The organism is Vibrio zhugei, assembly GCF_003716875.1.
In the GTDB taxonomy this organism is placed as follows: Bacteria; Pseudomonadota; Gammaproteobacteria; order Enterobacterales; family Vibrionaceae; genus Vibrio; species Vibrio zhugei.
Genome location: NZ_CP033078.1, coordinates 77,146 through 96,182, shown reverse-complemented (window position 1 = coordinate 96,182; position 19,037 = coordinate 77,146). Strand labels below are relative to the sequence as shown.

The 19,037-nt window shown below is 47.6% G+C and carries 12 protein-coding genes; 9 read left to right on the top strand and 3 right to left on the bottom strand.

Features of this window, described 5'->3' with window-relative positions:
• The first annotated feature begins 165 nt into the window (after positions 1-165).
• The gene (locus tag EAE30_RS19135) at positions 166-2,466 is read left to right on the top strand and encodes a phosphatase PAP2 family protein (protein WP_123015089.1); all 2,301 of its coding nucleotides are present in this window, start codon (positions 166-168) and stop codon (positions 2,464-2,466) included.
• Positions 2,467-2,560: 94 nt separating this feature from the next.
• Here EAE30_RS19135 and prlC read toward each other — a convergent pair whose 3' ends face one another.
• Positions 2,561-4,603 carry an oligopeptidase A gene (prlC, locus tag EAE30_RS05515; protein ID WP_123015088.1) on the bottom strand — a complete coding sequence of 681 codons (2,043 nt, stop codon included), beginning with the start codon at positions 4,601-4,603 and terminating at the stop codon, positions 2,561-2,563.
• A 208-nt stretch (positions 4,604-4,811) separates the two neighbouring features.
• Here prlC and EAE30_RS05510 point away from each other — a divergent pair, with 208 nt between their 5' ends.
• Entirely contained in the window at positions 4,812-5,648 is an 837-nt protein-coding gene (locus EAE30_RS05510) for a 23S rRNA (adenine(2030)-N(6))-methyltransferase RlmJ (protein WP_123015087.1), read from the top strand.
• A 140-nt stretch (positions 5,649-5,788) separates the two neighbouring features.
• Positions 5,789-7,144, top strand: a complete 1,356-nt coding sequence (gene gorA, locus EAE30_RS05505) for a glutathione-disulfide reductase (protein ID WP_123015086.1) — start codon at positions 5,789-5,791, stop codon at positions 7,142-7,144.
• A 60-nt stretch (positions 7,145-7,204) separates the two neighbouring features.
• On the opposite strand, the gene EAE30_RS05500 is transcribed toward gorA, so the two are convergent.
• Positions 7,205-8,548: a sigma-54 interaction domain-containing protein gene (locus tag EAE30_RS05500; protein WP_123015085.1), complete on the bottom strand. Its 1,344-nt coding sequence runs from the start codon at positions 8,546-8,548 to the stop codon at positions 7,205-7,207.
• Positions 8,549-8,945: 397 nt separating this feature from the next.
• Between EAE30_RS05500 and EAE30_RS05495 the strand changes: the two genes are divergently transcribed.
• The 3 genes from EAE30_RS05495 (at position 8,946) to EAE30_RS05485 (ending at position 11,869) form a co-directional block, all read left to right on the top strand.
• Complete coding sequence (locus EAE30_RS05495; protein WP_123015084.1) at positions 8,946-9,497, top strand: BON domain-containing protein; 552 nt, start codon at positions 8,946-8,948, stop codon at positions 9,495-9,497.
• Positions 9,498-9,658: 161 nt separating this feature from the next.
• Positions 9,659-10,096: a hemerythrin domain-containing protein gene (locus EAE30_RS05490; protein WP_123015083.1), complete on the top strand. Its 438-nt coding sequence runs from the start codon at positions 9,659-9,661 to the stop codon at positions 10,094-10,096.
• A 126-nt stretch (positions 10,097-10,222) separates the two neighbouring features.
• The gene (locus tag EAE30_RS05485) at positions 10,223-11,869 is read left to right on the top strand and encodes a diacylglycerol kinase family protein (RefSeq protein WP_123015082.1); all 1,647 of its coding nucleotides are present in this window, start codon (positions 10,223-10,225) and stop codon (positions 11,867-11,869) included.
• 128 nt (positions 11,870-11,997) lie between these two features.
• On the opposite strand, the gene EAE30_RS05480 is transcribed toward EAE30_RS05485, so the two are convergent.
• Positions 11,998-12,396 (bottom strand): hypothetical protein, encoded by a 399-nt coding sequence (locus tag EAE30_RS05480; protein ID WP_123015081.1) that lies wholly within the window; start codon positions 12,394-12,396, stop codon positions 11,998-12,000.
• 846 nt (positions 12,397-13,242) lie between these two features.
• Here EAE30_RS05480 and EAE30_RS05470 point away from each other — a divergent pair.
• From EAE30_RS05470 to EAE30_RS05460, 3 genes are read left to right on the top strand one after another with little or no spacing between them, the layout of a single operon-like run.
• Complete coding sequence (locus EAE30_RS05470) at positions 13,243-14,400, top strand: efflux RND transporter periplasmic adaptor subunit (RefSeq protein WP_123015079.1); 1,158 nt, start codon at positions 13,243-13,245, stop codon at positions 14,398-14,400.
• A gap of 12 nt (positions 14,401-14,412) precedes the next feature.
• Positions 14,413-17,568: an efflux RND transporter permease subunit gene (locus tag EAE30_RS05465; RefSeq protein ID WP_123015078.1), complete on the top strand. Its 3,156-nt coding sequence runs from the start codon at positions 14,413-14,415 to the stop codon at positions 17,566-17,568.
• Positions 17,558-19,009 carry an efflux transporter outer membrane subunit gene (locus EAE30_RS05460; RefSeq protein ID WP_164711801.1) on the top strand — a complete coding sequence of 484 codons (1,452 nt, stop codon included), beginning with the start codon at positions 17,558-17,560 and terminating at the stop codon, positions 19,007-19,009. Before EAE30_RS05465 ends, EAE30_RS05460 begins: the two co-directional genes overlap by 11 nt.
• Positions 19,010-19,037: the final 28 nt, after the last annotated feature.

Genomic DNA, 19,037 nt, shown 5'->3' with positions numbered 1-19,037 from the left:
TAAAAAATTATATTATTAAACAGAGAGTTAAAAATAAAACTTGTGCTGTATTTTATGTCATCGTCACGCTGACGTCATAAAACCTTGCTACCGTCTGAGCGTCTGAACAATCAGACCCCATAAGTGTCCCCAACATCCTATTATTTTTGCAAGGAACGCACGCTCATGCTATTAAATTTTTCCGCTCGCTATGTGACGATCACCGCGCTGGCTTGTGTCATTACCGCTTGTCACGATGAGGCGACTCACTCAATCCCCGACGCGCCTCAAGCGACGATAGGCACACACATCATTCCTATACCGACCTTATCCGGCGAAGACGTCGCGGTGGTGGATGGCCAACTGCCAATCAATAACGATAACCGCGTCGCACGCGCCTACGTAGAAACTTACAGTCCGATTCTGCAAATTTTGCGCGGCTTTGATGAGATTTGGTACCAAGGTGACAATACTTGGGCGAACTTTGCCGACGCCGATGTGTTTAATAGTCCCTCAAATACACAAGGTGCCCCAACAGCACAAGGTGGCGCCTCAAAGAGCACTCAGCATGTCCTCAAACGTCTCTTTAATCACACCCAAGTTCGTAATCAAAAAGTGTGGCATGAAAACTTTGATTATGTTCGTACGCTCACGCGTCAAGGTCAAAGCCAACCTGATGTGGATCGCAATAATAAGTCCGCCATGGCATTGGCGTATCTCGATGATCAACGTGAAAAAGGGTTCAGCATTACATCGGGATTAGGTCCGCTCGCCAAACTCTACCGTGATGGCGCGAATTCCACTTCGCCCTTTTCTGTCGATGCTAACGGCACGGTCTCTCTCAATAATCACACCATGGATATTGTAAAGAACACCTATCAAAAAGGGCTAGCCAACGGTACCAATTACGGAACAACAGAAAAAGATGGCCAAACCACGCCGTTAAACAACGTGGTGTTATTGCTCAATGACATCAGTGCCTACGGCGCATCCACCGAAGCGCCCAAATATCACTTTGCCTCTCCTCGCCCATGGCGACTCAATCAAGATTACTCAGTAGCCAGCTACGATAAGGTCAGCGATTTGACGCAATATGCTTGCTTAAATGCTGATGGCAGCGTCAATGGCTACAAATACTATGACAAACCCAATCAGCCGCTGACGACGCCAATGAAAGGCCTGCTTTGCGCGGCTCGTACAATTTATACCGAAGATGATCCCGCCAATAACCCCGGCCACTACAAAGATCAGAGCTTTGCGACGCAGGATGCGCTTAGCAATGGTGACCCGTGGATTTCTGGCCGCGCCAAAGATGGCGCTTTCCCGAGTGGACATACCACAGAGGCTTATGACCGCGGTCTGGGGTTGGCGTATGCCATTCCACAACGTTTCCAAGAAATGGTTGCCCGAGCCGGTGACTTAGGCGAAAACCGCATTGTTGCCTCCATGCACTCACCTCTTGATGTGATCGGTGGGCGTATTATGGGGCTGGCCGTGACCGCCGCGACCTTATACGATTCTGGAAACCAAACGGCCAAAGCTGCCGCCGTCGCTCAGGCGGAACAGTATTTTGAGCAAAACATGCCGAGTGATTACGACTCTGTCAACGCGTTTGCCCACTGCACCACGGATGAAGAGCAACCGTGTGACGCACAAGATGCTTACGCCGATCATCAAGCCATGAAAGAGAAATATCGTGCTTATATGACCTATGGATTCAGTCCGCTTGATAAAGCGAGCAAAGCGCCTGAAGTGCCTAAAGGTGCGGAAGTCTTGTTAGAAACTCGTCTGCCTTATCTCACTGCTCCGCAACGCCGTGCAGTATTAGCCTCCACCGAGATCGGTTCTAACTACCCGGTTATCGATCAATCCCGTGGTTGGGGACGCATTAACTTAGTCGATGCCGCCGATGGTTACGGCGCGTTTAACGGTGATGTTGATGTCTACATGGATGCTAGTAAAGGCGGTTTTTATGCTGCAGACCGCTGGCGCAATAATATTTCAGGCCAAGGTATGCTACATAAATCAGGAACAGGCAAGCTTAGCTTAGAAGGCGAGAATACCTATCAAGGTGGCACATTACTTGATGGCGGTACGTTAGTGGCGGTATCAAGCTCAGCCTTTGGTAGCAACACGCTGTATCAAAATGACGGTACGGTGCAAGTGTCTATTCGTGGTGGCGACCAAGAGACGAGCAAAGGCACACTCAATGTGTCAGATTACGTGATAAAAGACGGCAGCTTAGCGTTAGATTTAACGCATAACGCACGTCTTTCTGCGCAAAATAGCATCTTTATTCAAGGCGGTACGTTAGAGTTAACGGTGCCAAGCATCACGACAACCACTCGTTATAAAGTGCTCAATGCAGACTATATTGAAGGACAATTTCGTCAAGTGGTCGCGCAAGATGCCTCGGGCAATCGCTATGAGGCCTCGCTGAATTATTCAGACAATACGGTAACGGTGACAGTGCAGCCTAACGCTTAATAACACACGACACCAACCGCAACTAAAAGCCGCAACTAAAAGCCCCGCTGTAATAGCGGGGCTTTTTATTCACTCACGGCGTAGCATCACACTCTTAAGCGGCAATCCCAGCATGACGCAACAATGCATCAATTTCTGGCTCACGGCCACGGAAGCGTTTGAATAGTTCCATTGGCTCTTCACTGCCGCCGCGCTCGAGAATGTTTTCAAGGAAGCTTTGTCCAGTCTCTTGGTTAAAGATGCCCTCTTCTTCAAAGCGAGAAAACGCATCGGAAGACAGCACTTCGGCCCATAGGTAGCTGTAGTAACCCGCACTGTAACCACCAGCAAAGATATGACCGAACCCGTGTGGGAAGCGATTCCATTCCACACTTGGCAATACGGCGACGCGTTTTTTCACCTCTGCGAGGGTTTCTAATACGCGGGGTCCCGCTTCTGGGTCGTATTGTGTATGCAGAGTAAAATCAAACAAAGCGAACTCCAACTGACGCAAAATACCCATCGCTGAATGGTAGTTTTTCGCTGCGAGCATTTTATCTAACATCGCTTTCGGCAGAGGTTCGCCCGTTTCATAGTGACCAGAAATGAACGCCAGCGCTTCTTCTTCCCAACACCAGTTTTCTAAAAACTGGCTTGGAAGCTCAACGGCATCCCACGCAACCCCATTGATTCCAGAGACGGCCCCTTCATCCACTTGCGTGAGCATGTGATGGATGCCGTGTCCGGTTTCATGGAACAGTGTCACGACTTCATCGTGAGTAAACAGCGCCGGTTTATCACCGACCGGACGATTAAAGTTACAGGTTAAATACGCCACTGGCGTTTGCAATTCACCGTTGGTTTTCACTCGGCGTACACGACATTCATCCATCCAAGCACCACCACGCTTGTGCTCGCGTGCGTACAAGTCGAGATAGAAGCTACCTCGTAATTGTTCTTTGCTATCAAAGATATTAAAGAAGCGCACGGATTCATGCCAAGTATCGATGCCTTGCTGTTCCACGACCTTCATGTTGAAGACGCGTTGCAACACAGTAAATAACCCATTTACCACTTTGTGCTCTGGGAAGTAAGGACGCAGTTGCTCATCAGAGATTTCAAATTGCTTCTGCTTGAGTTTTTCACTGTAATAGCCCACATCCCACAGTTGCAGCTCTTTCACACCATACTCTTGCTCAGCAAACTGACGCAATTCTTCGACTTCACGCTCCCCTTGAGGCTTCACTTTGTCCGCCATCTCATTGAGGAATGTCATGACTTGGTCGGGGGTTTTCGCCATTTTCGTCGCTAGCGATTTTTCGCTGTAGGAGTTAAAGCCCAGCAAACGCGCGATTTCATGACGCAGTTTTAATTCTTCAGCCATGATCTCCGTGTTATCCCACTGACCCGCATGCGGGCCACGATCGGACGCACGCGTCACATACGCTTCGTACATTTCTTGGCGCAAGGCTTGGTTATCACAATACGTCAACACTGGCAGGTAAGAGGGAATATCCAAGGTCAATAAATACCCGTCCAATCCTTTTGCTTCGGCGGCGGCCTTGGCGGAGGCGAGCGCGGATTCAGGCATACCAGCCAACTCTGCGTCATCGGTGATCTGCTTGCTCCACCCCATGGTGGCATCTAAGACATTATTTGAGAATGTCGAACTCAGCTCAGAAAGGCGCTTACTGATCTCACCGTAACGCTTTTGCTCAGCAGCCGGTAAGCCAATGCCCGATAGCTCAAAACTGCGTAACGCATCGGTAATGGTTTTTTTCTGGGCCGTGGTTAAGGTCGCAAACTCCTCACTGGCTTTAATGGTTTGATACGCTTGAAACAGACCTTTATGCTGCCCCACCCAAGTACCAAACTCTGACAATAATGGTAAGCAGCTTTCGTACGCTTCACGCATCGCTTCATTATTGACGACAGAATTCATATGACTGACCGGAGACCACACTTGGCTCAAACGATCATCCACTTCTTCGATAGGGACAATTACGCTGTCCCATGTTGGGGTTGGGTTATCGGCTAAAACCTGGTCTATCGTTTGACGACATTCGCTGATGCAGTGCTCGATAGCCGGCTTGACATGCTCAGGTCGTATGTCAGAAAACGGAGGGAGGTCCGTAAAAGTAAGAAGTGGATTTGACATCTGATATTCCTTTTTATGAAAACGAGGTGCAATGAGCAACCGTTGTTAGTCCTTAAATGTAGGTGACCCGTCTCTTTTTCAACATGCAAGACAGGAACAAGGACAAATTTCTATTCTGCTTACCGTTGTGACTCATCACGGTTTTTCAGTATATAATCGAATCAGGCTAACCATCAATAACCGTAGGTCGCGGTTTCGAGAGTGTATTTTGTTAAGTTATCGACACAGTTTTCATGCAGGAAATCATGCAGACGTAGTGAAACATATCGTAGAAAGTCTGATCATTTCGTCCCTTAAGAATAAAGACAAACCGTTTGTCTATCACGACACACATTCTGGCGTCGGTCGCTACGATTTAACCCATGAGTGGTCAGAAAAAACCGGGGAATACAAACAAGGGATTGCTCGTTTATGGCAACAAGATTTACCGGCCGAGGTTAACGACTACCTAGCGACCGTCGCAGCAATCAACGACAGCGATGAACTGCGTTACTACCCAGGTTCGCCACGCGTTGCACGCGCCCTATTGCGCCCGCAAGATCGCATGGTCCTGACAGAGCTGCACCCGAGCGATCATCCCTTGTTAGAACAAGAGTTCCAGCGCGATCGCCAAGTCAGTATTTTTAAAGAAGATGGGTTTGCCCGCTTAAAAGCCAGTTTACCGCCCAAAGAGCGACGCGGATTGGTGTTGATTGACCCGCCTTATGAGCTCGCCAAAGAATATCGTGATGTCGTCAAAGCGATTGCGCAAAGCTATAAGCGTTGGGCAACCGGCATCTATGCCATTTGGTATCCTGTGGTCAATCGCTGTGATATTGAAGATATGATCGAAGGTCTGGAAGCACTTGGCATTCGCAAGATTCTACAAATTGAATTGGGTGTCTCACCAGACACCTCGGAACGAGGCATGACCGCCTCTGGCATGATAGTCATTAATCCACCATGGAAGCTGGCCAGCCAGATGGAAACCATTTTACCGATTCTAAAAGAAAAAATTGCGCCAGCCACAGGGCATCATAAGGTGGAATGGATTGTTCCTGAGTAGTAGAGTAAAGAAAAGTAATTAGCTCGAGACTTGAGTTCATGGGATCTATCCCAATCTCATAATTAATGATAACCATAACGATCTTGCGAAAAGTCTCGTGACTGACAGGCTGAGATTGACCGAAACAAATGGAGAAAGTAATGGCAACACATTTTGATTATATCTGTATTGGCGGCGGCAGCGGTGGGATTGCCTCTGCAAACCGTGCGGCCATGCATGGCGCCAAAGTCGCGCTGATTGAAGCCCAAGATTTAGGCGGCACCTGCGTGAACGTCGGTTGTGTACCCAAAAAAGTTATGTGGCATGGTGCTCAAGTCGCTGAAGCACTGAATCTCTATGCGGCGGACTATGGGTTCGACGTCAATGTGAATAATTTCAACTGGGCCAAACTGGTTGAGAATCGTCAGGCCTACATTGGCCGTATCCACCAATCTTATGATCGTGTCCTCGGCAATAATGACGTCAGCGTGATTCGTGGCTTTGCTAAGTTTGTCGATGAGAAAACGGTTGAAGTCAACGGTGAACATTACACCGCTGACCATATTCTGATTGCTGTTGGGGGCCGCCCAAGCATTCCTAACATCCCTGGCGCTGAGCATGGCATTGATTCAAACGGCTTCTTCGAACTCGACGCTCAACCTAAGCGCGTTGCCGTTGTCGGTGCCGGTTATATTGCTGTAGAAATCGCTGGCGTTCTCAATGCGCTAGGGACAGAAACGCACCTCTTCTGCCGCAAAGAGTCGCCATTGCGTTCGTTTGATCCGATGGTGGTGGAAACATTAGTGGAAGTCATGGAAGCGGAAGGTCCAACACTCCATACGCACAGTGTTCCTAAAGAAGTGGTAAAAGAGCAAGACGGCAGCGTGACGCTGCACCTAGAAAACGGTCAATCACACAATGTAGACACGTTAATCTGGGCAATCGGCCGTCACCCTGCGACAGACGCCATTAATCTATCGGCAACGGGCGTTGCGACCAATAAACAGGGCTTCATCAAGGTGGATGCTTACCAAAATACTTCAGTAAAAGGCATCTACTGTGTCGGTGACATCATAGAAGGGGGCATTGAGCTCACGCCTATCGCCGTGAAATCGGGTCGTTTGCTTTCTGAGCGCCTCTTCAATGGTCAAACTGACGCGAAACTGGACTACAACTTAGTCCCAACAGTGGTCTTTAGCCACCCACCGATTGGCACGATTGGTCTTACCGAGCCAGAAGCCATCGCCGAGTATGGCGAAGCGAATGTCAAAGTGTACACCTCAAGCTTTACCGCTATGTACACCGCTGTCACGCAACATCGTCAGCCTTGTCGTATGAAGCTGGTTTGTGCTGGCGACGATGAGAAAGTCGTGGGTCTCCATGGTATTGGCTTTACTGTGGATGAAATGATCCAAGGTTTTGCTGTCGCCATGAAGATGGGCGCAACCAAAGCCGATTTTGATGCGGTCGTGGCTATCCACCCAACAGGCTCTGAAGAGTTTGTGACGATGCGATAAGCGATGAGTTAGTAAGGAAAAGAGCACTGCATCAGAGTCAGTGCTCTTTTTTTATGGGCGTTATTTCTCTTGGTATTTTTCGAGTTTGTTATACAGGGTTTTCACGCTGATCCCGAGTTCCTGAGCGGACTCCGTTTTATTGCCTGCATTCTCTTCCAGTGTATTGAAGATCGCGGCCTTTTCTAAATCTTCTAGAGAAACGCCAGCAGGAACCAAATCTTCGATACTGGTGCCGGTTTCTAGTGGCGGCGTATCGAATATCAAGTGCTCATCTCGGATAACATCATCAGCTATAATAAATGCACGCTCAATACTGTGTTTGAGCTCTCGCACATTACCCGGCCAATCGTGTAATGCGATTTTTTGCAGCGCTGAATCAAGAATGGTCTTGGTTTTGTCTTCATTGGCATTACGGTGAGAAATAAAGTGTTTCGCCAACCCAACAATATCCTCTCCTCGTTCTCGCAACGGAGGAATCGCTAACGGAAAATGTGATAACCGAAAAAAGAGATCTTCTCGTAGAAACTGTTCTTCAATCGCGACTTTCGGATCTCGGTTCGTCGCAGCGACAATACGCACATCAGCCATATGAACGGTTTGCCCGCCCACAGGACGATATTCACCGGTTTCCAGTACACGTAACAATTTCACTTGATGCTCAATGGGCATCTCCGTGATTTCATCTAAAAATAATGTGCCGCCTTCCGCCTGCTTAAACACGCCTTGATGGGTTTTATTCGCCCCAGTAAAGGCACCTTTTTCATAACCAAACAATTCACTGTCCACCAAGTTTGGACTGATAGCGCCACAGTTAATCGCAATAAACGGTTGTTGTTTACGTTCGCTGGCTAAATGAATGGTCTGCGCCACCAGCTCTTTGCCGGAACCGCTTTCCCCAGTAATGAGGACATTCGCGTCGATTCTGGCGACTCGACGAATCATACGATACAGCTGATGCATGGGCGCTGAAGAGCCCACCAATAAACCAAATTGATCCAGTTCACTGCTGAACACCTTACGGCCTTGAGCGTGTTTGCTTTGATAATACTGGCTAATTTCACTTAGGGTATCCACAAAAATGGCGATATCAACCGGCTTTCGGTAGTGGAAAATCGCCCCTAAGTTCACCAGTTTATCCAAGTGCTCATTTGGAACACCCGAGCTAATAACCACCCAGTCCATATCGTAAATACCGTCGAGCCCCGACAGACGTTGGTAATCTGCATCCGTAAAATGATCCACTTCAACAATGGCCACGTCTGGCTTGATCTCCAGAAAACGGCTGACCCAATCATCGGCAATCGCGATATCATGCTGACGAAATTTGTTCAGTGCTTGGCAGGAGGTGATAGCCTCTTTGAGTAATGGATCTTGTACTCGTGAAAACAGGGTTGGCAACGACATACAAATGTCCTCTCGACTATGACAGAAACAATGTACGTGGATTAGTTTATGTATACAAGACTAAATATCGTCACCATAACGGCAACGGTTCACACCATAATAACGAAGATAAATCCTCTTTCTCCCCGCCTCTCATCGCAGCCTCGTCTTGAGACAGATGCCAAGGCCTCCCGCAACGCATCCTCGTAGTTAGTTCGCGTCTCTTTGTGATGGCACGACTCGACGACCCCATCACTGCTTAAAAATTACATTTCGCCTATGTAAATAATTCATGCTTGTGCTTGATTGACTCCCCTCACAACGAAAGAAAAACAACTTAATATAATAAAAACAATAAGTTAAAAAGTTGGCATGTGACTTGCTCTCATATATGTAACGCTAATAAAGGAGAGTTATTATGAAAAACATCGCAGCCAAAATTGTACTAGCGTCAGTTCTTGCGACTTCTTCTACCGCCGCCCTAGCTAATGACAAATGGGAAAATAAATCCATGGATGCATGGCTAGATGGGAAAGCGGAAGCGACACTGTTACTCAATAAAAATCTTAACTCTTTTGATATCAACACTGATGTTGATCATCAAGTTGTTACCCTGACAGGTTCCGTTGATAGTGACCTTGAAAAATCCTTGGCAGGCGAACTCGTGTCTGGATTGGATGGTGTGAAAAAAGTGGACAACAAACTGACTATCGTGAAAAAAGGCAACCAGAAAACAGATTCAAAAACACTGGCTTCCCTGACTGACTCAAAAATCACGACTATAGTTAAAACACGTTTACTGATGGATACCAATGTCAGTGGTACTGATATTGATGTCACCACTAACGACAACACTGTCACTCTGAAAGGGACCGTGAAATCCGATGCAGAGCATGATCTCGCGCTTGCCATCGCTAAAAACACCGATGATGTGAAGAAAGTCGTTGATGAGCTTAAAGTAAAATCATAATCCCACTTTAAGCTAGCGAACCTCCGATGGTGGGAGGTTCGCTGTCTGCTGATGTAGAACACCCAGACGATAGGCTTTAAACCACACACCATCATGTACCACAGAATAAAACCGCTCGCTCAACGCTCGATTGCGGATGAACGAGGAATAAGGAGTCGAAAATGAAAAACATATTTGATGTACTAAAAGAGAGTCATGAAAAGCAGCGCCTTTTACTCGATACTCTGATGGAAACGTCGGGAGACTCCCCTGCTCGTAAAGAATTTTACCAAAACTTAAAAGATGAACTTGAACAACATTCTGCGGCTGAAGAACGTTTTTTCTATGCGCCACTCATCGACAGTGATAAGACGATCGAACTGTCTCGTCACGGGATTGCAGAGCACCACGAATTCGATAAGCTCATGGCACAACTTGATGAAACTGATATGAGCTCCCCCGCTTGGTTGAGCCTGATGAAAACCTTGCGTCACAAAGTCTTACACCATCTTGAAGATGAAGAGCAGAATTTCTTCCAACTTGCTGGTAAAGTGATGACAGACAATCAAAAAGTCACACTCGCGGATGGTTATGTAGAAGAAATGACCAATGCCAGTTAATCACAGTTTGCAGTGCTTTCGTGTCCATTCGGCACGAAAGTTTCTTCAATAGAAGGGGGATCTCGTAGAGCAACATGTAGCGCTTCCCCCGACCAAAAATGTCCCCATTAAAGGCAAGGAAGGCAGATGTTTATCATCAAATATTATGTTCTTGGTGCTCTAATCAGTTTATTGGCCGCAATTTACACACCTCAGGTCATCATCAGCCTACTGCTCTTTTGGGTATCCTTTTCGCTACTATTGGTCAGCATCGCTTACGTTTTTGATATCCCCTCCATCTTTAGAAAAAGTCAAGATGGTAAAATTACTTGGTGGGTACGCTGGGCATTCATTCCCTTTTTATTAGGAGCCAAAGCCTACAATGCTTGGGAAAGAAGAAACGATAAAGTCCCACCGATTCAGCAAGTCAGCGATAATCTGTATCTGTCCCGCCGCTTATTTCAAAGCGACTTAGACTTTCTTGAATCGAATGACATCTCTTGCATTGTCGATGTAACCGCAGAGTTTGCCGGTCTCGAAAGTGCAATGACAGACAAACACTTTCAGTACCTTTCCATTCCGGTATTAGACCATAAAGCCCCAACGCTAGAACGACTGCGCCATGCTATCAACTGGATTGATACGCAGATTTCATGCTCACGTTCCGTGGTTGTACACTGCGCACTGGGACGTGGACGTTCTGTGTTCGTTGTCGCTGCGTATCTGCTCAGTAAAGATCCGTCACTGACGGTTGACGCTGTCATGAAAAAAATCAATGACGTGCGCAGTACAGCAAGATTGAACAAGTCACAGCTAAAAACCTTACAGGCGATCAGCGAACAAGGCGTTCTGGATCTCAGCCAACCGACGTGGATGGTCGTCAATCCAGTGGCCGGAGCGGGAAAATGGGCAGAAAACGAACAGCACCTTATTCGTAAGCTCACGCAAATGTACCCTCTCAACATCCACCAAACCCGTGAAGATTTGAGTGCCAAACAACTGACACAACAAGCCAAAGACCATGGCGCAAAGCAAATCATCGTCAGCGGTGGGGATGGCACCGTGACGGAAGTGGCCAGCCAATTGATTGAGACCGACATTCAACTCGGTATCGTCCCTTTAGGAACGGCCAATACCTTGTGCCATGTGCTGTATGGGATTGGCGCGAAATGGTCGCCGGTGGAAAGAGCCTGTGAAGTCTTGCTGTCTGGTCACTGCCAGCGCATCGATACCGCCAAATGCAATGATCAACTTATCCTGTTAGTTCTGGGCATTGGTCTTGAGCAGAAAATGATCGAGCATGCTCAGCGAGAAGAGAAGAATGCCTTAGGACAATTGGCGTATTTGACCGGCTTCTTTAACGCGGTCGTATCAGAAGAGACGCAAACCTTGACGGTGTCAATGGATGACCAGTCGCTAGAACATGAGCACAATGACGCGCAAACGCTCGATGTACATAGCTTTGTCGTGGCCAATACCGCACCATTTAGCACCGTCTTGGCGCAAGGTGGGGGAGCTCCGCAGCCTGATGATGGCAAACTGCACATCACCTATCTAGACGGCACGACCTCTTTAGGTCGCCGCCTTTTCGCGTTATCGGATTTAACATTAACCAGTGTCGGAGCGCAGGATAAGGCGAAACGCTTTAAATACACGACGGCTCAGCATGTCACGATTTCTTCGGACACAAACATCGAATACGTCATTGATGGGGAGCTTTATTCTGACAAGAAGCTGGTTATTTCCCTGCAACCGAGTTCATTAAACGTCTTTGTTCCTGAAGCAAAAGCATAACTTCTCATTAAGAATCGGCTAACGGTGAGTAAACGGCTAAGGTGCGATCTGATGTCGACGGCGCGGGCTACGTGTTCTTTTCGCATCCTGCCAAGAACCGCGACGCCCTCACCCACAAGGAAGTCGCATTACTCCCCTTGTGGTAAGTGCTTTTGCAGTTCATCGTTCTCGACTTGTAACGCGGCTAACCAGTAGGAAACCAATGCGGTGAGATGAGTGTCATCAATGGTTTTTAGGAGTGACTTTACCTCATCCAACAACCGCTTATTCATGGCATGCATTTCTGTATAGTCCGCAAAACTCGCCAATCTCTGCTTACAGGCCGCCTCTTTGATAAGTGGCTCCCCATCTTGATCGAGAAATACCATCGCCATTTTTTTGATCATCACTTTTTCTATCTTCACAAATCGATGGGCTGATCTGGCCAACATCCGATGGGATGATGCATGGACAAGAGACACACACCGTTGCTGGTGATGTGCCATTTTTACCAGTAGCTCTCTAACTCGATTGGTATCCAATGTCATACTCAGACCCCTTCTCCGTGTATTCAGGTATTCACGTGCGCGCTGAGCACGCGTGTGTTCTGTTGCTTGATGCGAATTTTTCGCGACGGATGACGTGACTGGTCGATAAAACACACACAGTCTTTCCTTCGGTTGTAGGTTTAGTGATTGCAGGTTTAGTGCCAAGGAGTGACTTCTATTATTTATCAATTGGTTATGACAATTTTCGTGTTAAATTCAGTGAAGGGAGAGACGTTCATAAGAAAAAATTACAATCAGGGGCGTCAAACTTGGAAAGAATTACACAGATGAAGAAAGGCCCACTGGCGTAACCCATCGCATTACAAAAAGACGTGAAATAAATGGCACTTATCTGGCTCATGGATAGCCAAACAGCGAGAGCGCCTAATACAAGAGCATGAGACCAACCATACGGCGTTCGCACTGCAATTCCTCCGATCCATCGCACAGTCTTGTCCCCTGTCTTTTCCTTTATCCAGCATTTATCGAATACCGTATAAAGCTTCCCCATTCCCGTGTGGTTGCTGTATATTAGATATTGCCGATACAATACATTTTAGCGCTAAAAAAATGTACAGAAGTCCGGTTAATATCTTGATAAATCTACTTCACAGGTTATGCTGGGTAGGAGCTCAAAGGAATAGATACACGAGCATAGTTTCATGACGGACAAGGAGTGTTAACCGCACATTAACCCCATCATGCGCTACAATTTTGCGATTATATCCACATTTTCAATTTACCGAACTTTAGCTTTCGGTGCTTCGTTTGCTTGATTGGTTGAGATGTCTCTCTTTATAGCCAACGGAAACGAGCACTCAAATACTTGTTATCAGGAGATAAGCTATGACAAAAGTCTTGCCTAAATACCGCAACACTATGATAGCCATAGGCTTAGCGGTGGCATTGACAGGTTGTGATAAAGAGGCGTCGAAGCCTAACAATCAACCACCCCAAGCAGTCACAGTAGACACGGTTACTATCCATCCACAATCAGTAGAAATCACCGATCAGCTACCTGGCAGAACCAGTGCTTACCGAATTGCTGAAGTTCGTCCGCAAGTGGAAGGTATCATTACCAAGCGTTTATTTGTAGAAGGAAGTAAGGTGAATAAGGGCGATGTGCTTTATCAAATCGACCCAGCGACTTACGAAGCCAAACTTGCCAGCGCTAAGGCCGATCTTGCCTCTGCGGAAGCCACATTACAACGTTCCAAATTACAAGCGACACGTTACGAAGGTTTGGTTAAAAATCGAGCAATCAGTCAACAAGATTACGAAGATGCGATGGCAACATACCGCGCCAATCAAGCCGCAGTGATGGCAGCTAAGGCAGCAGTAAAAACGGCCCAAATCAATCTGGATTACACCAAAATCAAAGCCCCTATTTCTGGTCGTATTGGCAAATCCAACTTTACAGAAGGTGCATTGGTTACCGCCAATCAAGCGAATTACCTCGCCACCATTCAACAACTCGATCCGCTGTATGTCGACTTATCTCAGCCAAGTAGCACCATGATGAAACTGCGTCAACGTGCTCAAGAGAAAGCCAATAACACAGGGCAACCCGCCAATAAATTGAGTGGTATCACCGTCACGCTCGATGATGGCACCAAAATCGCTCAGAAGGCCACCTTGCAGTTTGCCGATGTGTCCGTGAATGAGTCGACCGGTACCGTCAACATTCGTGCGCTACTACCAAACCCGGATGACACGCTATTACCTGGCTTGTTTGTCCGTGCGACGGTTCCAGTCGACAGTAAAGCGAAAGCCTTCTTGGTGCCGCAACCGGCAGTGACACGCGATCCTCAAGGTCAAGCACACGTGTTTGTTGTGGATGATAAAAACAAGGTGGTTGATCGCATTATAACCACTGAGCGCATGCTTGGTTCTAACTGGATAGTAACCGATGGGCTTAAAGACGGTGACCAAATCATTACCACCGGACTTCAATCTATCCACCCAGGTACCCTAGTGGCGCCTAAGAAAAAAGACAAAAAATAGGGACTCTGTTTTATGGCTCGTTTCTTTATCGATAGGCCCATATTTGCTTGGGTTATCGCAATCATAATCATGCTCGCGGGGATTTTGTCGATCAAGATCTTACCGATTGAGCAGTATCCGTCTATTGCACCACCGTCGGTGACCATCTCTGGTCAATACACAGGGGCATCGGCAAAAACCGTTGAAAGCAGTGTAACGCAGGTGATTGAGCAGAACATGAATGGTATTGATGACCTGCTTTATATGTCATCAAGCAGTTCTTCTGCTGGTCAATTCCAAGTTCAACTGACCTTCGCAACTGGCGCGGATCCAGACATCGCACAGGTACAAGTGCAGAATAAATTGAGTACGGTGGAAGCCAGCCTTCCGGACGCCGTGGTCAACTATGGTGTTACCGTTGCCAAATCGTCAGACAGTTTCTTAATGGTGGTCGGTTTTATCTCCAAAGATGACTCGATGAACAACTATGAACTTTCGGACTACGTGGTTTCGAACGTTAAAGACCCTCTGAGTCGTGTGGAAGGTGTGGGCGATGTTCAGGTATTTGGTGCCCAGCACTCAATGCGTATCTGGCTAAACCCAAACAAATTGAACAAGTTCAACTTAACACCGAATGATGTCTCAACCGCAATTTCAATGCAGAACACGCAAGTTTCCGTAGGCTCACTCGGTGGCACACCAGCACAACCCGGCACACAACTGACCGCTACGATCACAGCACAAGGCCGTTTAAGTACGGTGGATGAATTTAAAAACATCTTACTGAAAGTGCAAAAAGATGGGTCTCAAGTACGTGTCAAAGATGTCGCTCGAGTGGAAATCGGGGGTGAAAGCTACAGCACCATCGCTCGTTACAACGGTAAGTTCTCTAGCGGTATAGCCGTTAAGCTTGCCAGTGGAGCCAATGCGCTGGATACCGCCAAAGCGGTGAAAGCGAAAATGCATGAGTTGCAGCAGTTCTTCCCGAAAACCATGGAAGTGAATTACCCGTACGACACGACTCCGTTTGTTAAAATCTCGATTGAAGAAGTGGTACATACGCTGATCGAAGCGGTGGTGCTGGTGTTCATCGTGATGTACGTGTTCCTACAAAACTTTAGAGCGACGTTAATTCCAACCATCGCCGTGCCTGTGGTTCTTTTAGGTACATTTGGCGTCATGGCCGGATTTGGTTATTCCATTAACACACTCACCATGTTTGGTTTAGTACTGGCCATCGGGTTGCTGGTGGATGATGCCATCGTCGTGGTCGAAAACGTCGAGCGGGTTATGGAAGAAGACGGCTTATCACCGTTACACGCCACCCGCAAATCCATGAAGCAGATTACCGGCGCTTTGGTGGGTATTGCCCTAGTATTGAGTGCGGTATTTGTACCGATGGCCTTCTTTGGCGGCGCATCGGGCGAAATTTATCGTCAGTTCTCAGTCACGATCGTCTCGGCAATGATTTTGTCTGTGCTTGTGGCGATGGTATTAACGCCAGCCTTGTGTGCCACCATTCTAAAACCGCGTAAGAAAGGCGAGCAACACATTACCAAAGGCCCCTTTGCATGGTTCAACAATAGCTTTAATGCTGGAACAGCACGTTACCAACGTTATGTCTCGACCAGCCTTGGCCAAAAACTGCGCTATGTGGTTATCTATATCATCATTGTTGCGGGTCTTGCTTTTGCTTGGAACCGCTTGCCGGCCTCTTTCCTTCCGGAAGAAGACCAAGGTATCGTACTGGCGATGATCAACCTGCCTACCGGTGCAACCATTGAACGGACTGAAGCCGTCAACAAGAAAGTGGAAAACTACTTTAAGCAACAAGAAAAAGACAGTGTGGATTCCGTCTTTACGATTGCTGGGTTCAGTTTTGCGGGGCAAGGACAAAACATGGGCTTAGCGTTTGTTAAGTTGAAAGACTGGAGCGAACGCCCGAATCCTTCGCAATCTGCGCAAGCGATCATCGGCCGAGCCTTTGGGTATTTCTCAACCATCAAAGAAGCTCAGGTGTTCCCGTTCAACATGCCAGCCGTTCCGAGTTTAGGTACAGCAAACGGGTTTGATGCGTATTTAGTTGACCGTGGTAACTTAGGCCACGAGAAGCTTTTACAAGCACGTAACCAGTTACTGGGCATGGCATCGCAAGATCCGATTCTCACCGGTGTTCGTCCAAATGGTATGGAAGACGGTCCACAGTTCCGTATCGACATCGACTATGAGAAAGCCATGGCGATGGGCGTTTCCGTTACCGATATTAACTCAATGCTATCCACGGCATGGGGGTCAACGTACGTCAACGACTTCATCGATAATGGACGTATTAAGAAAGTGTATGTTCAAGCAGACGCGCCATTCCGTATGGACCCAGAAAACCTAGAGCTGTGGCATGTCCGTAACAGCAATGGTGAAATGGTGCCATTTGGTGCCTTTGCCAGTTATCACTGGACTTATGGCTCGCCACGTCTAGAGCGTTTCAACGGCAGTTCATCCATGAACATTCAAGGTTCTGCGGCCGCCGGTTACAGCTCAGGCGAAGCGATGGCAGAAATCGAGAAACTAGTGAGCAAGCTGCCTGATGGCATTGGTGTTCAGTGGGGCGGCGTCTCTTTCCAAGAACGTCAGTCATCGGCACAAGCGGGCTTCCTGTACGGTATCTCGTTACTTATCGTATTCTTGTCGCTAGCCGCGTTGTACGAAAGCTGGAGTGTTCCGTTCTCCGTCATCTTAGTGGTGCCTTTGGGTATCTTAGGTGCGGTATTAGCGGCAACCTTTAAAGGTCTGTCAAATGACGTGTATTTCCAAGTGGGCCTATTGACAACCATTGGTCTATCAGCGAAAAACGCGATCCTCATTGTTGAGTTTGCCAAAGAGCTCTATGACCAAGGTTACGATATTACCAAAGCCACGGTTGAAGCGGCTCGCATGCGTTTACGACCGATTATGATGACATCGTTCGCCTTTATCCTCGGCGTACTTCCCCTCGCGTTAAGTACCGGTGCAGGTGCGGCAAGCCGTAATGCGATCGGTTGGGGGGTCGCTGGCGGTATGCTATCAGCAACGATCTTATCCATCTTCTTTGTCCCTGTCTTCTTTGTCATGGTGATGCGCCTATTTGGCACAAAACGACATTACATAGAGCCGGACATTGATGAGACACAGGAGAACAGTGATGACAAGTAAACTATTACCATTACTGATTGCAGCCGCGCTAAGCGGCTGCAGCATGGCCCCAGATTACCACCAGCCTGATACCCAATCTGAGCATCAAGGCTGGACAGAAGCGTCTGCTCGTCAGAATTTGGAAACGGCGATTCCACACTGGCGCAGTTTTATGGCGGACAAGCATCTGCAAGAATTGATTGATGCCGCATTGCAAAACAATAAGGATTTAAAACAAACGATCCTTAAAGTCGCGCAAACCAAAGCACAGTATCGCATTCAAGATTCCAATCGTTATCCAGGTTTGGATGTTAACGGAGCTTATTCACGCACGTTAACACCAGAAACGGCAACGCCAAACAACCGTAAACAGTACGCGACATCCAGTCAGTTGGGTGTTGGTGTCACGAGCTACGAGTTAGATCTGTTTGGCCGAGTGAAAAGCTTGAGTGATGAAGCCATGCAAAGCTACTTGGCTTCGGACGAGAACCGCCGCAGCGCTGTGATTGCTTTGGTGTCACAAGTCGCCTCTGCCTACATCAAACTCATTACCGATCAAGAGCTCCTAAGCTTGACCCAAGATACCGTCAAAGCTTATAGCCAAACATTAGAGTTGGTAAAAACTCGATATGATGCGGGCTACAGTGACGCGCTGACCTTAGCGCAAAGTAAGACAGCACTCTACAGTGCGAGAGCGAATGCAGCGAAGTACAAACTTTCCGTCGCGCAGCAAAAAAACATGCTCCGCCAGCTTGTGGGAGCACCGATTGGTTTCGCGACTAAAGATCGCTTACCGATAGAAGATGGCAAGATGCTCGCAGAACTGAAAGTGGGCAGTTCTTCCAAGCTGATTTTAAACCGTCCTGATATTCTCGCGGCTGAACATACATTGAAAGCCGATAATGCCAATATTGGCGCGGCTCGTGCGGCCTTTTTCCCACAAATCCAGCTGACTGCTGGGGCGGGAACAATGAGCAACTCTCTGGATGATTTATTTAGCTCGAACTCAGGATATTGGTCATTTGCCCCATCGATTACCTTACCCATTTTCAACTGGGGTAAAACATCGGCCAATCTCGATGTCGCGAAAATCAAAAAACAATCGTCGGTGATTGCTTATGAGGCCGCTATCGAAACTGGCTTTAAAGAAGTCTCTGATGCGTTACTCGGTCAAGAGTACTATATGGAGCAATGGAAAGCGCAACAAGCTAACTTGGATGCCAACAAAGATTATTATGAACTCGCGAAAATGCGTTACAAACAAGGGAATGATAGCTATATCGATCTTTTGGACGCGCAACGTTCATTCTTTAGCGCACGAGAAAGCGAACTGTCGTCTCACCTCAACTTGCTGACCAGTCGGATTAGTCTGTTCAAAGCACTAGGGGGGGGGTGGTCCGCTGCAGACCAAAAATCCACATCCGTTGATGAAGCCGTTAAATCGGTGGAAGAGATGAAATAACGCCAGGCGCCCAGTAACAAAAAGCCCG